Source organism: Isoptericola sp. NPDC057391 (assembly GCF_042668085.1).
Classification (GTDB): domain Bacteria; phylum Actinomycetota; class Actinomycetes; order Actinomycetales; family Cellulomonadaceae; genus Isoptericola.
Genome location: NZ_JBHVBO010000102.1, coordinates 1 through 15,069 on the forward strand (window position 1 = coordinate 1; position 15,069 = coordinate 15,069).

Annotated in this window: 13 protein-coding genes; 8 read left to right on the plus strand and 5 right to left on the minus strand. The window is 74.6% G+C overall.

The window, feature by feature from the left end:
* Positions 1 to 138: 138 nt before the first annotated feature.
* Positions 139 to 681, minus strand: coding sequence for a sugar O-acetyltransferase (locus tag ACFUVW_RS13290; protein ID WP_430571804.1), 543 nt, complete (start codon positions 679 to 681; stop codon positions 139 to 141).
* 132 nt (positions 682 to 813) lie between these two features.
* On the opposite strand from ACFUVW_RS13290, the gene ACFUVW_RS13295 reads away from it, so the two are divergent.
* Positions 814 to 2,520, plus strand: coding sequence for a hypothetical protein (locus ACFUVW_RS13295; RefSeq protein ID WP_430571805.1), 1,707 nt, complete (start codon positions 814 to 816; stop codon positions 2,518 to 2,520).
* Between the two features lie 144 nt (positions 2,521 to 2,664).
* On the plus strand, positions 2,665 to 4,116 hold the full coding sequence (locus ACFUVW_RS13300; RefSeq protein ID WP_430571806.1) for a family 20 glycosylhydrolase: 1,452 nt from the start codon (positions 2,665 to 2,667) through the stop codon (positions 4,114 to 4,116).
* Between the two features lie 76 nt (positions 4,117 to 4,192).
* Here ACFUVW_RS13300 and ACFUVW_RS13305 read toward each other — a convergent pair whose 3' ends face one another.
* On the minus strand, positions 4,193 to 5,998 hold the full coding sequence (locus tag ACFUVW_RS13305) for a dolichyl-phosphate-mannose--protein mannosyltransferase (protein ID WP_430571807.1): 1,806 nt from the start codon (positions 5,996 to 5,998) through the stop codon (positions 4,193 to 4,195).
* A 35-nt stretch (positions 5,999 to 6,033) separates the two neighbouring features.
* Here ACFUVW_RS13305 and rsmI point away from each other — a divergent pair, with 35 nt between their 5' ends.
* Positions 6,034 to 6,939: a 16S rRNA (cytidine(1402)-2'-O)-methyltransferase gene (gene rsmI, locus ACFUVW_RS13310; protein ID WP_430571808.1), complete on the plus strand. Its 906-nt coding sequence runs from the start codon at positions 6,034 to 6,036 to the stop codon at positions 6,937 to 6,939.
* A gap of 92 nt (positions 6,940 to 7,031) precedes the next feature.
* On the opposite strand, the gene ACFUVW_RS13315 is transcribed toward rsmI, so the two are convergent.
* From ACFUVW_RS13315 to ACFUVW_RS13325, 3 genes are all read right to left on the minus strand, one after another.
* Positions 7,032 to 7,625, minus strand: a complete 594-nt coding sequence (locus ACFUVW_RS13315; RefSeq protein WP_430571809.1) for an isochorismatase family protein — start codon at positions 7,623 to 7,625, stop codon at positions 7,032 to 7,034.
* A gap of 36 nt (positions 7,626 to 7,661) precedes the next feature.
* Positions 7,662 to 7,883, minus strand: coding sequence for a hypothetical protein (locus ACFUVW_RS13320; RefSeq protein WP_430571810.1), 222 nt, complete (start codon positions 7,881 to 7,883; stop codon positions 7,662 to 7,664).
* A gap of 110 nt (positions 7,884 to 7,993) precedes the next feature.
* Positions 7,994 to 8,170: a hypothetical protein gene (locus tag ACFUVW_RS13325; RefSeq protein WP_430571811.1), complete on the minus strand. Its 177-nt coding sequence runs from the start codon at positions 8,168 to 8,170 to the stop codon at positions 7,994 to 7,996.
* Positions 8,171 to 8,261: 91 nt separating this feature from the next.
* On the opposite strand from ACFUVW_RS13325, the gene ACFUVW_RS13330 reads away from it, so the two are divergent.
* The 5 genes from ACFUVW_RS13330 to ACFUVW_RS13350 all read left to right on the plus strand — a co-directional run bounded on the left by ACFUVW_RS13330 (position 8,262) and on the right by ACFUVW_RS13350 (position 15,000).
* Positions 8,262 to 9,551 (plus strand): PQQ-dependent sugar dehydrogenase, encoded by a 1,290-nt coding sequence (locus ACFUVW_RS13330; protein WP_430571812.1) that lies wholly within the window; start codon positions 8,262 to 8,264, stop codon positions 9,549 to 9,551.
* Between the two features lie 60 nt (positions 9,552 to 9,611).
* Positions 9,612 to 11,234 (plus strand): methionine--tRNA ligase, encoded by a 1,623-nt coding sequence (gene metG, locus ACFUVW_RS13335; RefSeq protein ID WP_430571813.1) that lies wholly within the window; start codon positions 9,612 to 9,614, stop codon positions 11,232 to 11,234.
* Between the two features lie 2 nt (positions 11,235 to 11,236).
* Positions 11,237 to 12,151: a TatD family hydrolase gene (locus tag ACFUVW_RS13340; RefSeq protein ID WP_430571814.1), complete on the plus strand. Its 915-nt coding sequence runs from the start codon at positions 11,237 to 11,239 to the stop codon at positions 12,149 to 12,151.
* A gap of 202 nt (positions 12,152 to 12,353) precedes the next feature.
* Entirely contained in the window at positions 12,354 to 13,475 is a 1,122-nt protein-coding gene (locus ACFUVW_RS13345) for a ubiquitin-like domain-containing protein (RefSeq protein ID WP_430571815.1), read from the plus strand.
* A gap of 205 nt (positions 13,476 to 13,680) precedes the next feature.
* Positions 13,681 to 15,000: a transglycosylase family protein gene (locus ACFUVW_RS13350; RefSeq protein WP_430571816.1), complete on the plus strand. Its 1,320-nt coding sequence runs from the start codon at positions 13,681 to 13,683 to the stop codon at positions 14,998 to 15,000.
* Positions 15,001 to 15,069: the final 69 nt, after the last annotated feature.

A 15,069-nucleotide genomic window follows, 5' to 3' on the forward strand; every position in this document is an offset into this window, starting at 1 on the left:
GACCGGCGGAACCGCCGGTCAGGGCCCTTTGTCTTGTGCCGAGGGCGCGGGAGTGCCCGCCGGGCACCGGCCGTGCCCGGACGGGCACGAGGTCGACCTGCGGATCCTGCGCGAGGTCGGCCCCGACGGAGCTGTCGGTCACCAGGTGCGGCGCACCGTCGCCTTGCCGCCGGAGACGAGGCTGCACGGCGGGACGTCGTCGGCGACGACGGACCCGGCGGCGATCACGGAGTCCCGACCGATGGTGACGCCGGGCAGGATGGTGGCTCCCGCGCCGATCCAGACGTTCTCCTCGACGTCGATCGGGCCACCGGTGAGCCAGACCTTGCGGTCGTCGGTGTCGACGGGGTGCCCCACGGTGATGAACGTGACCCGCGGTGCCACCATGACGCGCTCGGCGAGCCGGATCCCGGCGTAGTCGAGGAACGTGCAGTTCTGGTTGACGAACACCCGCTCGGCGAGGTCGAGGTTCAGGCCGTGGTCCGTGTAGAAGGGCGGGTAGATCGTCACCCCGGCGGGCAGCGGCCGGCCGAGGAGGAGCTCGAACAGCTCGCCCTTGCCCGCCTCGTCGTCGAACGGCAGCACGTTGAGGCGGGAGGTGAGCTCGGTGGCGCGCAGCACCCGCTCGGACATGGCCCGGAACTCGGGACCGTGGATGCGCAGGAGGAGGTCGCTCGGCATCCCCCGATGATGCCGGGCGACAGTGACAGGGCCGCCCGGCGCCGTGGGACACGGGCGGCGTCCTCGCGCTCGGGACGGCGAGGTCGCGGAAGCCGTCGACCGGTGGTCGGTGGATGCGCAAAGATGAGGGGCGTGCCCCTCCGGAACGTCCGATTCGTCCTGCCCGTCGTCCTGACCGGTGCACTCGCCCTCACCGGCTGTGCGGCCTCGCCGCCCGGCGAGTCGGCGAGCCCGTCGACGGGCGCCCCGGCGGTCGCGGTGCGCGACCTGTCCACGCACACGGTGCTCCTCGACGCCGCCGACCCGGCAGAGCTCGCGCTGACGACGAGCCAGACGGTCTTCGCGCGCTCGGAGGTCGTGGTCCTCGCGGACGCGGACGACACGGAGGCGAGGGAGGCCCTGGCGGCCACGGCGGTGGCCGTGCACGCCCCCGCCCTGCTGGCCGAGGGTGCCGGGCCCGGCGTCGTCGAGGAGCTCGAGCGGCTGGGTGCACGCGCAGCGGTCGTCGTCACGGGCGACGAGCGGGCCGCGGGCGGCGGGGACGCCGACGCCACGGACGGCGCCGACGGGGACGCCGGGACGGCCCCCGGTGCGGCGGCGCGCGAGGTCGCGGACGCCGCGGGCGTCCAGGCGATCACCGTCAGCCCCGACGTCGTCGGCGGGGAGGACGGCGCGGGCGACGGCGCAGGTCCGACGCTCGAGGACGACGACCTGGAGGAGCTCGTCGACGGACTCGACGCCTTGCTCGGCGGCGGCCCGGGGGCCTCGCCGTCCGCGTCCGGCGCGGCCGAGGGGACGCCGCGGCTGCTGCGCGAGGTGCTCGCGCTGGTCGACCCGCAGGACGGGCAGGAGGCGGCGATCGGGTCGCTGCGTGCGGCGGGGGCCGTGACGACCGAGGTGCCCGGCGGTGACCTCGCGTCCCGGCACGTCGTCGAGACCCTGGACCGGGCGCAGGCGCTCACCGTGGTCGGGGTGGGGCGGTCGTTCGGCGACGCCGGCACCTTCGCGTGGCGCGTCGCGGCCGCGGAGCGGGCGGCGCTGCTGCCCACCGGGTCGCAGCACCTGCTGCCCGCGCGGTACGTCGCCGTCGACGCGTCCGTCTGGGACGACCCCGCGTCCGCCGTCGCACGGGCGCAGGCCGCGGCCGCGGCCTGGACCCCGGCCGACGACACGCCGGACGGCGCTGCCGACGAGACGGGTGACGCGGCGGACGACACGCCGGACGGCGCCGACGGGCCCGTGGTGCCGACGCTCGTGCTGCCGGTCAGCGCCACCGCGAGCGGCCCGGGGGAGGACGGCGACTGGGTGACGCAGGAGGACGTGGACGCGCTGCGTCCGCTGGTCGACGCGGCGCGGGAGGCCGGGGTGTACGTGCTGCTGGACGTCGGGGCGGGCCCGGCGCCGGTGGTCGAGCAGGTGCGCGCGGCCGAGGCGCTGCTGCGTACGCCCGGGGTGGGGGTCTCCCTGCGCCCGGAGTCACGGGCGGGGGACGGCGCCCGGACGACGTCCCACCAGATGTCGGCGGCCGAGCTCGACGGGGTGACCACGTACCTGGCCGACCTCGTGTCGCGGGAGGGGCTGCCGCCGACCCTGCTCGTCGTGCACCAGACGCGCCCCGAGTCGGTGCCCGACCGGTCCCTGCTGCGCTCGGCGCCCCAGGTGCAGACGGTGGTCCTCGCGGACCTGACCGGCGGTGCCACGACCGGGGAGTGGGTGTGGAACCAGGTGAGCGCCGACCTGCCCGACGGCGTGCACCTCGGGTGGTCGGGCCCAGCGACGGGGGTCGCGGCGTCGGTCGTGCCGACCGACCCCGCGCCGGTGCTCATCGCCGCCTCCTGACCGGCGGCCTCACCGGTGGCCGGTCGCCGCGCAGCGTCGTTGACAGGGGTTCGATCGATTCGGCAGGATCGCTAACGTAACGTTTCGATCCTCCGTCGGCGCCGACCGGGTGCCGTCGACCCGCGCCCCTGGAGACCGATCATCGTGCTGTCCCTGATCCCGTGGCCCACCGTCGTCGACGGGCAGGACGCCGCCCCGCTCGCCCTGGACGTCGCCCGCCTCGTCGCGCCCGAAGACGCCCTCGCCGTCGTCGCGGCCGAGCAGCTCGAGGCGGCGGGCGTGCGCGTCGTCGACGGGCAGTCCGCCGAGACGGACGGCGCCACGCCGGTCGTGCTGCGGCTCGACGCCGCCGCCGGGCCGGAGGGCTCCGACCACCCCGAGCGGTACACGCTGCGGGTCACGACGACGCGCGTGGAGGCCACCGCACCGGAGCCGGTCGGCCTGCTGCACGCGGTGCGCACGCTGCGCCAGCTCGTCCCGGCGGCGGGCGCGCGCGAGGTGCCCGCCGTCGTCGTGCACGACGCCCCCCGGTACCGCTGGCGCGGGCTGTCGTTCGACGTCGTGCGGCATTGGTTCGGGCCCGAGGACATCCGCGCCGTCGTCGACCTGGTCGGCGCGTTCAAGCTGCGGGTGCTGCACCTGCACCTCACCGACGACCAGGGCTGGCGGATCGAGACGCCGTCGCGCCCGGAGCTCGAGAAGGCGTCCGACAGCCAGGTGGGCGGCGGCACCGCGGGGTTCCTCACGGTGGACGACTTCCGTGAGCTGCAGGAGTACGCGGCCGCGCGGTTCGTGACGATCGTGCCGGAGTTCGACATGCCCGGGCACATCAACGCCGCCACCCAGGTCTACGGGGCGCTGACGAGGGACGGCCTGCCCACCGAGCCGTACGACGGCATCGAGGTCGGGTTCTCCCGGCTGTGGTTCGACAACCCGGCGACCGAGCCGTTCCTGCGCGACGTCATCGGCGACGTCGCCGGCATGACGCAGGGCGAGTGGGTGCACGTCGGCGGCGACGAGGTGCACACCATGGAGGTGGAGGAGTTCGCGAAGTTCGTCGAGCTCGCCGCCCGGATCGTGCGCGAGCACGGCAAGACGCCGATCTTCTGGCAGGAGGGCGCCCGCGGCCCGGTGGAGCCGGGCACGCTGCTGCAGTACTGGGAGCCCAAGGGCGAGGAGTTCGACCGCTTCGTCGCGGCGGCGAGGTCCGGCGCCCGGTTCATCATGTCGCCCGGCAACCACGCCTACCTCGACATGAAGTACACGCCCGAGCACGAGCTCGGCCTGCACTGGGCGGGGTACGTCGAGCTGCGCGACTCCTACGACTGGGAGCCGACCGCGGTCATCGACGGCCTGCCCGCCGACTCCGTCGAGGGCGTCGAGGCCGCCGTCTGGACCGAGACGATCACCACCCGCGACGAGCTGTTCTCCATGCTGCTGCCGCGCCTCGGCGCCGTCGCCGAGGTCGCCTGGACCGCGCCCGAGCGCAAGGACTGGGGCGCCTTCCGCGCCCGCACCGCCGCGCAGGCGCCCGCCTGGCGCGCCGGGGGCTGGGCCTTCCACGAGACCCCGCAGGTCGACTGGCCCACCGCCTGAGTCGTTGTGGGTGGGCCCGTGGCCCTGTTTCGGGCGAGAACAGGGCCACGAGCCCACCCGCAACGTCAGGGCCGGGTCAGATCCAGGACTCCAGCCGCATGACGTTCTGCCAGTAGGAGTACGGCACCTGCATGCCCGTCCACAGCGGGTAGAAGATCGCCGAGACGGCGAGGATCACGACGAGCACGGCGACGATCGCCGCCACCGCGAGCGAGCGCTCGCGTCGCCGCCCCTCCGTGCGTTCCAGGGCCACGACCAGGGGGTAGACGAGCGTCAGCACCACGAACGGCGTGAACACGATCGTGTAGAACGTGAAGATCGTCCGGTCGCTGAACGGCGGCGCGTAGGCGAACCAGGGCAGCCAGCCGGCGGCGGTCCCGCTGAGGACGGCGAGGGCGCGCCAGTCGCGCAGCCGGATCCCCAGCCAGATCGTCGCGACGACGGCGAACGCGCCCAGGAGCCACAGCAGCGGGTTGCCGAGGGACGTGACCGCGCGGGCGCAGGCCTCCGCGGCGTCGGCCGGGCAGGTGCCCTGGCCGGGCGACTCCTTCTCCCAGAAGAACGAGGTGGGGCGCCACTGCACGATCCAGCCCAGCGGGTGGGAGGCGTAGGGATGGTCCGAGGACAACCCGGTGTGGAAGTCCCACATCTGCTGGTGGTAGTGGAGCAGGCCGCGCAGCGGGTCGGGCAGCCAGGTGACGCCTTCGCCGGGGTGCTCGGCCGCCCACTGCCGCAGGTAGGCGCCCTGGCTCACGAACCAGGACCACCACGACGCGACGTAGACGACGGCCGCGGTCGGCACGATCGTGAGGAACGCGGGCACGGCGTCGACGACGAGGGAGTCCTCCCACCAGCGGCCGACGCCGGCGGCGCGGCGGGCCGCGAGGTCCCACAGCACGGTGAGAATGCCGAAGACGGCGACGAACCACAGGCCCGACCACTTGGTGCCGCAGGCGAGGCCGAGGCTGATCCCGGCGGCGAGGCGCCACCAGCGGAAGCCGAGGCGCGGGCCGTAGCGCACCACCGTGCCGCCCGCGTCGAGGATCTCCGCGACCCGGCCCGCGAGCCGGCGCCTGGCCTGCTCGCGGTCCATGACGAGGCAGCCGAACGCGACCAGCACCCAGAACATGAGGAACTGGTCCAGCAGGGCCGTGCGCGAGTGCACGATGGCCTCGCCGTCGACGGCGAGCAGCAGGCCCGCGACGATCCCCATCGTGGACGACGCGAACAGCCGCCGCGCGATCCGCACCAGCAGGAACACCGCGAGGATCCCGACGACCGCGCTGGCCAGGCGCCACGCGAACGAGCTGGTGGCGCCCCCGCCCGTCTCCATGCCGAGCCAGATCATCCACTTGCCGATCGGCGGGTGGACGACGTAGGCGGCCTTGTCGAGGTAGGTGAGGACGTCGCCGGCCTCGAACGCCGGGTTCGGCTCGTCGGGCCACTGCGCCTCGAAGCCGAGCCGTCCGAGCGTGAACGCGTCCTTGACGTAGTAGGTCTCGTCGAACACGAGCGTGTGCGGCTCGCCCAGCTGCCACAGCCGGGTGGCCGCCGCCAGCAGCGTGACGACGATCGTGCCGAACCAGCCCCAGAACCGGTCCCGGCGGCGCAGGTCGAGGCGCACGCGCCGCGCACCGAGCAGCCGCTCCAGCAGCTTCGCCTGCGTGGTGCGGCCGTCACCGTCCGCAGGCGTCGGGGACGGCGGTGCCGGGCTGTCGGGGAACGCCGGCGGCGGGGCCTCGTACGGCGACGGACCCGGCGCGCCGTCGGCCTCGGAAGTCTCCGCCGGGGCCTCGACCGCGCGGTGGCGCCCGTGGCTCGGCGGCGTGCCCGCGGGCGCGGGATCGCCGGTGGTGGTGGCGTCGGCGTCGGGAGCGGTCACCGGGTCATCGTAGGGGCCGTGCGACGCTGGTCACCATGACCTCCGAGCCCTCCGCCGCGCCGTCTCCCGACCCCCGTCCCGCCCCGCACGCCGAGGCCGGCGCGGTCGTGCTCGCGGCGACGCCCATCGGGAACGCGGAGGACGCGTCGCCACGGCTGCGGCGGCTGCTCGCGGAGGCCGACGTCGTCGCCGCGGAGGACACGCGCCGCCTGCACGCCCTGGCCGCTCGCCTGGGGGTGACCGTGGCGGGGCGCGTGACGTCGTACCACGAGCACAACGAGGAGGCGCGCGCCGACGAGCTGCTCGACGTCGTCGCGGACGGCGGCACGGTGCTCGTGGTGTCGGACGCCGGCATGCCCGCCGTGTCCGACCCGGGCTACCGCGTCGTGGCCCGCGCCGTGGAACGGGACCTGCGCGTGACGGCGGCGCCGGGGCCGTCGGCGGTGCTCACCGCGCTCGCCCTGTCGGGGCTGCCCACCGACCGGTTCACCTTCGAGGGGTTCGTGCCGCGCAAGGCGGGGGAGCGGTCGCGATGGCTCGGCGCGCTCGCCGCGGAGCCGCGCACGATGGTCTTCTTCGAGGCGCCGCACCGGATCACCGACACGCTGCACGCCATGGCCGACGCGTTCGGCGTCGACCGGCCCGCCGCCGTCTGCCGCGAGCTGACCAAGACGTACGAGGAGGTGCTGCGCGGCCTGCTCGCGGACGTCGTCGCCGAGGCCGACGCCCGCGCCGCGGACGGCGACGGGCTGCGCGGCGAGATCTGCGTCGTCGTCGGCGGCGCGCCCGCGGGCGCGGCCCCCAGCGTCGAGGACCTCGTGCCCGAGGTGCTGGCCCGCGTCCGGGCGGGCGAGCGGCTCAAGGCCGCGGTCGCCGACGTCGCCACCGCGGCCGGGGTGCCCAAGCGCGACCTCTACGCGGCCGCCCTCGCCGCGAGGTAGCACAGACAGCCGCGAGGTAGTTCGAAAGTCGCCGAGGTAGTGGACTGGACCACTACCTCGGCAGATCTCGGACTACCTCGCGACTGTCTGTACTACCTCGCGGTGGAGGGGGCGAGTTCGACCCCCGCGGCGGCGAGCTCGGCGCGGGCCTGCTCGCCCTGCTCGGGGCTGACGGGGATGGTGAGGTCGGTGAGCACGCGCGTGGCGAGGCCGAGCCCCACGGCGTCGAGGGCGGTGCGCTTGACGCAGTGCGACTCGACCAGGCCGACGACGTCGACCGCCTCGACGCGCGCGTCGCGCAGCGCCTGCTCCAGCGTGCGCCCGTCGGCGTCGGTGCCCTCGAAGCCGGAGTAGCCGTGGGCGTACTGGCCCTTCTTCACGGACACGTCCGGGCGCAGGTCGGCGAGCGCGGGGTGCAGCTCCGCGCTCGGCGTGCCGGCGATGCCGTGCGGCGGCCACGAGTCGACGAAGTCGGGGTGGTCGCTGAAGTGGTCGCCCGGGTCGATGTGCCAGTCCTGCGTGGTCACGACGATCTCGTAGCGGTCGCGGTGGGCGGAGACGTAGGCGGCGACGTCCGCCGCGACCTTGTTCCCGCCGTCGACGGCGAGCTCGCCGCCCTCGCAGAACGTGGGCTGGACGTCGACGACGATCAGGGCGCGGACCGGGACGGGCACGTCATCGCTCATGCGTCCCAGCCTGCCACGACGGCCGGGTGCGCGAGGTCAGACGTTGCCGCCGCCGCCGTCGAACCCGCCGCCGAACCCGCCGCCGTCGGTGTAGCCCATCCCGAACGCATCCGCGGAGCGACGGTTGCGCATGTTCGCCCTGTCCGGCTCGAGCCGCGGGTCGGCGGCCCAGGACGGCGGGCGGCGCTCGGACGGCGCGAGCGGCGGCAGCTTCTCGCGGCGGCGGAACGTGGACCTCAACCTCGCGCTGATCTTCATGACGACTCCTTCGTCGGAACCGCGGCGAGAAAACTCTGCGTCAAGAGTAGGACCGGCCCCGGTGGGTGTCGATGACGGTCTCCCGGGGCACCCGGGCGGCGCAGGCCCCGTCAGCAGTACCCGCCGCCCGCGGAGTCGGGGCAGTAGAGCGGCTGGACGGCCATCGTGCCGGCGGCGGGCCGCCCGCGCTCCTCGGCCACCGAGAGCGGCCGGGGGTCCGGTCGCCCGGCGGGCGGGGCCTCGTCGTCACGCCGGAACAGGCGCCGCAGGCGTTCGGTGATCGACATCGCAGTCCCCCTTGACCGGTTCTTGGGGGAAAGCATGCCAGGCCGTCGGTGTGCTGTCGACGGTGGCGACCGCGCACAGCAGGATGGGGTCATGAGGCGCCACCCGTCCCGCGGCCCGGCCGCCGCCGTCGTCCCAGCGCTCGTGCTCGTTCTCGCGGCCTGCGGCGGAGCGGGTGGCGAGGCCGACGACGGTCCGGACCCGTCGACGCGGTCGTCGTCGCCGGAGCCGACGGCGAGCGACACCCCGGCGGGGACGTCCGCGGCCCCCGAGGCCACGCCGGACGTCTCGGTCGAGAACGTGGTGGACGGCCTCGACGCCCCGTGGGGGCTGGCCCCGCTCCCGGACGGCACCGTGCTGATCAGCCTGCGCGACGAGGCGCGGCTGGTGGTCGTGGACCCCGACGCCGGCACGACGACGGAGGTCACGGGCCCGGGCGCGGACGCGCTCGCCGCGCAGACCACCCCGGACGGGGAGGGCGGGCTGCTGGGCGTCGCGCGCGACCCGGCCTCGGGCGACGTGCTCGTCTACCGCACCGGCGCGGACGACAACGCCGTGCTGCGCGGCGCGCTGGACGGGACGGTGCTCGGCGAGCTCACGACCGTCCTCGACGGCATCCCGCGCGCCGGTCACCACGACGGCGGCGGCCTGGCCTTCGGCACCGACGGGTTCCTCTACGTCGGCACCGGCGACGCGGGCGACGGGGAGGCGTCGCAGGACCGGGCGTCGCTCGCCGGCAAGATCCTGCGCGTCACGGCCGACGGGGACCCGGCGCCCGGCAACCCCGACCCCTCCTCTCCGGTCTGGACGTTCGGCCACCGCAACGTGCAGGGCTTCGGGTGGGACGCGTCGGGCCGGATGTTCGCGAGCGAGTTCGGGCAGAGCGCGTGGGACGAGCTCAACGAGATCGCACCGGGCGGCGACTACGGCTGGCCCGCCGTCGAGGGGCCCGGCCTCGAGGGCCAGCCGCGGGCGGGCGACGGCACGGTCGCGCCCCTGCACTGGTGGGCGCCGGCGGACGCGTCGCCGTCGGGCCTGGCCGTGACCGACGACGCCGTGTACCTCGCCGGCCTGCGCGGGGAGCGGCTGTGGCGGGTGCCGTTCGGCAGCACGGCCTCCGGCGCGGACGAGACCGGTGACGAAGCCGGCGACGACGGCGGGCCCAGCCCGAGCAAGGGCGCCGTGGACGCCGACGGCAGCGTCCGCGCGCTGGGGGAGCCGCAGCCGCTGCTCGTCGGCGAGCTGGGCCGGCTGCGCGCCGTCGTGCCCGTGGTGCCCGGTGGCGGCGACGCCGACGGGCTGTGGGTGCTCACCAACAACACGGACGGCCGCGGCGCGCCGCGCGACGGCGACGACCGGCTGGTGCGCGTGACCCTGAGGTGAGATCCGCCGGGGTGTGAAACGCCGTGAGATCGCGCCCGCCGCGCAACTACGATGGGCACCATGTCCGAGCCCGCGAAGACCTTCTACCTGACGACGCCGATCTACTACGTCAACGACGCCCCCCACATCGGGCACGCGTACACGACGGTCGCGGCGGACGTCGTCACGCGCTGGCACCGCCAGCGCCAGGAGGACGTGTGGTTCCTGACGGGCACGGACGAGCACGGCGAGAAGGTGCTGCGCACCGCCGAGGCGAACGGCGTCAGCCCGCAGGCGTGGGCGGACCGCCTCGTCGAGTCGGCCTGGCAGCCGGTGCTGAAGACCCTCGACGTGCGCAACGACGACTTCATCCGCACCACGCAGGAGCGGCACGAGACCGCCGTCCAGGCCTTCCTCCAGGACCTGTACGACAAGGGGGAGATCTACTCCGGTTCGTACGAGGGCCCGTACTGCGTGGGCTGCGAGGAGTACAAGCTCCCCGGTGACCTGGTGGACGGCACCGGCGAGTACGAGGGGCAGAAGCTGTGCCCGATCCACCTCAAGCCGGTGGAGATGCTCGCGGAGGAGAACTACTTCTTCCGCATGAGCGCCTACGCCGACCGGCTCCTCGCGCTGTACGAGGAGCACCCCGAGTTCGTGCAGCCGGCCAGCGCTCGCAACGAGGTCATCGGCTTCGTCAAGCAGGGCCTGCAGGACCTGTCGATCTCGCGGTCCACGTTCGACTGGGGCATCCCGATCCCCTGGGACGACAAGCACGTGCTGTACGTGTGGTTCGACGCCCTGCTCAACTACGCGACCGCCGTCGGGTACGGCGCGGACGACGAGGCGGCGCGGCAGAAGTTCGCACGGACCTGGCCGGCCGACGTCCACCTGGTCGGCAAGGACATCCTGCGGTTCCACGCCGTCATCTGGCCGGCCATGCTCCTGGCGGCCGGGCTGCCGCTGCCGAAGCGCGTGTTCGCGCACGGCTGGCTGCTCGTGGGCGGCGAGAAGATGAGCAAGTCGCGCCTCACGGGCATCGCGCCGAGCGACATCATCGACACGTTCGGCTCCGACGCGTTCCGCTACTACTTCATGCGGACGATCGCGTTCGGCGGTGACGGCTCGTTCTCCTGGGAGGACATGGTCGCGCGCTACAACGGCGAGCTGGCCAACGGCTTCGGCAACCTGGCGTCGCGCACGGCCGCGATGATCGGCAAGTACTTCGGCGGCACGCTGCCGAAGCCGGGCCCGGCGACCGACCTCGAGACGAACCTCGAGGCGGTCGCCGCCAAGGCCGTGGCCGACGCCGAGGACGCGATCGACCGCCTGGCGATCCACGACGCCGTCGGCGCGGCGTGGACGCTGGTCGACGCGACCAACGTCTACCTCACCGAGACGCAGCCGTGGAAGGTCGCGAAGCAGGAGGGCGAGACGGACGCCGAGGGCCGCGGGGTCGACGGAGGCCGCCTGGCGACGTCGCTGGTGACGGCTGCCGAGGCGCTGCGGGCGCTCGCCGTGCTGCTCAACCCGGTCACGCCGAAGGCCGCGCACGCGCTGTGGGAGGCGCTGGGTGCGGAGCCCGTGCTCGGCGCGCTCGACGCCCAGCCGGTCGCGAGCGCGGCGGGCTTCGGCGTCCTGCCCGCCGGCACGACCGTGACGAAGGGTGCGGCGCTCTTCCCGCGTCTCGCCGACGACGCCTGATCGTGGCGCGCCAGCGCGAGCGCGGGTTCCCGGCGGAGCCCGCACCCCTGCCCGTCCCGGTCGCCGACAACCACACGCACCTCGACGCGATCGCCGGGATCCTCCCGGACGACGTCGCGGCGCCGACGGTCGCCGAGCACCTCGCCCGCGCCGCCGCAGCGGGCGTGGACCGCGTCGTGCAGGTGGGCTGCGACCTGCCCGGCATCGACTGGACGGTCGACCTGCTGGCCGCGGGGCACCCGGGGGTGCTCGCGGCCGTCGCGATCCACCCCAACGAGGCCGTGCTGCACGCGGGCGTCCGCGAGGTGGGCCCCGACGGTCTGGAGCCCGACCCGGCGTCGCACCACGCCGTCGCGCTCGACGACGCGCTGGCCCGCGTCGCGGAGGTCGCGCGGGGGCAGGACCGCGTGCGCGCGATCGGCGAGACCGGGATGGACCTGTTCCGCACCGGCCCACGCGGCGAGGCGGTGCAGCGCGAGTCGTTCCGCGCGCACGTCGCGCTGGCCAAGGAGCTCGGCCTGGCGCTGCAGATCCACGACCGGGACGCGCACGCGCAGGTGATCGACGTCCTGCTGGCCGACGGCGCGCCCGAGCGCACCGTCTTCCACTGCTACTCGGGCGACGAGGAGATGGCCGCCCTCGCGGCGGAGCACGGCTGGTTCCTCTCGTTCGCCGGCCCGGTGACGTACCCGAAGAACGACCACCTGCGTGCCGCGCTGCGCGCCGTGCCCCTCGAGCTGGTGCTGGTCGAGACGGACGCGCCGTACCTGCCGCCGCACCCGTACCGCGGGCAGCCGAACGCCCCGTACGTCGCGGCGCACACCGTGCGTGCGATGGCGGACGTCCTCGAGCGCCCGCTGGACGACGTGTGCCGCGCGCTCTCGGCGACGTCCGAGCGCGTCTACGGCACCTGGTGAGCGGGTCGGTGAGCGGGCTGCGAGCGGTCCGCGAGCGGTCGGCGGGCGGCCGATGACGGCGAGGGGGCTTCCGCCCTGGTCACGGTTCCGTTACGGTCTGGTGCTCGTGCGGAGGTCGAGGGCGGAGCGGGCGTCGGACGGGTCGACGGTTCCGGGGTCGACCCCTCGCCGCGGGGCACTGACGGGGCCCGCGCGCCACGTCGTGCACGGCACGGTGGTGCTCGCGCTGGTGGGCGGCACGGCCGCGGTCACCCAGGTGCACAAGACGGTGACGATCGACTACGACGGCCATGTCGCGACCGTCGGCTCCTACGGCGCGTCGGTGGCCGACGTCCTGCGCTACCACCACATCCCGCTCGGCCCGGACGACCTGGTGCAGCCCGCGGCGTCGTCCCCCGCCGCGGACGGCGGCGAGGTCGTGGTCCGCTCGAGCCGCGAGGTGACGGTCGAGATCGACGGCGAGGTCACGACCTTCCCCACGACGGCGCACACCGTGGGCGAGCTGCTGGCGGCGCTCGGGCCTCGGGGCTCGGACGCCGTGACGTCGGCGTCGCGGACCGCGGCGCTGGACCGGACCCCCGTGCGGGTGTCGACCACGAAGACCGTGCAGGTGGCGGTGGACGGCCTGGTGCTGCCCATCCGCACGGCGCAGTCCACGGTGCGCGACGTGCTCCAGGCCGCCGGCATCACCCTCGGGGAGCACGACCGCACGTCGGTGCCGCTCGGCGCGGCCGCCGTCGACGGGATGGTCGTCATGGTGAGCCGCGGGAACACGGACGCCGACCGCAAGACCGAGGTCATCCCGTTCGAGACGGAGCGCGTCGAGTCGGACGAGCTGCCGAAGGGCTACGAGGTGGTGCGCACGGCGGGCGTGCCGGGGGAGCGCGTCACGACCTACGAGGTGCGCACCCTGGACGGCGCCGAGGTGGAGCGCACGGTGGTCGACCGCGAGGTGACGCGCGAGCCGGTGGACGAGGTCGTGGTGGTCGGCACGCTCGAGGTGTCGACGGCGAACCCCGACCCGGGCTCCGCGAAGGCGATCGGCAAGGCGATGGCCGCCGAGCGCGGCTGGGGCGCCGACCAGTACTCCTGCCTCGAGCAGCTGTGGGACAAGGAGTCCGGCTGGCGCTGGAACGCCGAGAACCCGTCCAGCGGGGCGTACGGCATCCCGCAGTCGCTGCCCGGCTCGAAGATGGCGACCGCCGGCTCGGACTGGCGCACCAACCCGTCGACGCAGATCGAGTGGGGGCTGGGCTACATCTCCGGTCGCTACGGCACCCCGTGCGGGGCGTGGAGCCACTCGATGTCGGTGGGCTGGTACTGATCCTCGCCCGCGGGGCATAGGCACGGGGACGGCGCACGATTCTTGTGAGACAGCTCACGGCTGTCGTCCCGACTTATCGGACACCAGGGGACAGACGCGGGCATCCATACCATCGGCAGGCTTGGCCGATGATCACGATCCGGTTACGGTCTTCGGAGCCACCGGATCGACCACGGCCCCGACATCCAGCCGGGACCCCGCCGTCGTGACCGGACCGCACGACGACTGGACCTGTGTGAACCCCTCGAACGAGACTCCCCGTCCCTCGGCCGAGTCGATGCCCGAGGCTGGGCTCGACGTAGCGGCCGCCCCCGCGACGACCGCCACGCGCCGTCGTCGTCGGCTCCCGCTCATCGCCGGCCTCGCCGCCGGCGCGCTCGTCGTCGCGGGCGGCGCGGCCGCAGCCTACGAGACCGCACGCAAGAGCGTGACCCTCGACGTCGACGGCGAGACGCGCACCGTCGAGACCTTCTCCGGCTCCGTCGCCGGCCTGCTGGACGCCCAGGGCGTCGAGGTGGGCGAGCGCGACGCCGTCACCCCGTCCGCGGACGCCGACCTGCGCGACGGCTCGCAGGTCGTGGTCCGCTCCGGGCACGAGCTCACGGTGGACGTCGACGGCGAGCGGGACGACGTGTGGGTCACTGCGCTGGACGCCGAGGAGGCCCTGCGCGGCCTCGACGCCCGCGGCTCCGACGTCTCCCTCGTCGCCTCCCGCTCCGGCGACCGCGCGTCGCTGCCGCTGCAGCTCGACGCCGACCAGCCGGTCGCCGTCGTCGCGGACGGCACCACCACGGTGGTCGAGGACGGCTCGGTCGGCCTGGAGGCGATCCTCCAGGGCCTCGGCCTCACGGTCGACGGCGACGACCGCGTCTTCGTCGAGCGGGAGACCCCGAAGGCGCAGGGCGACCCGGCGGTGCGCATCGTCATCGAGCGCGTCGAGACCAAGAAGGTCGCCAAGAAGGTCGCGGTGGACCACAAGACCCGCACCGAGAAGGACGCCGACCGGTACGCCGACCTGGGCAGCGAGGTGACCCAGGAGGGCAAGGACGGCGAGCGCACCCTCACGTACCGCGTGACCACGGTCGACGGCGACGTCGTCGCCAAGAAGAAGCTCTCGGACAAGGTGACGACCAAGCCGGTCACGGAGGTCGTCGTCGAGGGCACCAAGGAGCGCCCGGAGCCGGCGCCCGAGCCTGAGCCCGAGCCGGAGGAGACGTCCTCGTCGAGCTCGTCGTCCTCCTCGGGCTCGTCGTCGAGCGGCTCGTCCGCCGCGACCGGCTCGGCGCCCGCGGGTGTCTGGGCCGACCTCGCCCAGTGCGAGTCGGGCGGCAACCCCGCCACGAACACCGGCAACGGCTACTACGGCCTGTACCAGTTCTCGCTGCAGACGTGGCAGGCGATGGGCGGCTCCGGCCTCCCGTCGGAGAACTCGGCCGCCGAGCAGACGCGGATCGCGCAGAAGCTGCAGGCGCAGTCGGGCTGGGGCCAGTGGCCCGCGTGCGCGGCCAAGCTCGGCCTGCTCTGACCTGACGCCCGTCGGGCCCGCGGCCCGCGACGTCGACCGACCGCCCGGGACGGCACCGCCGTCCCGGGC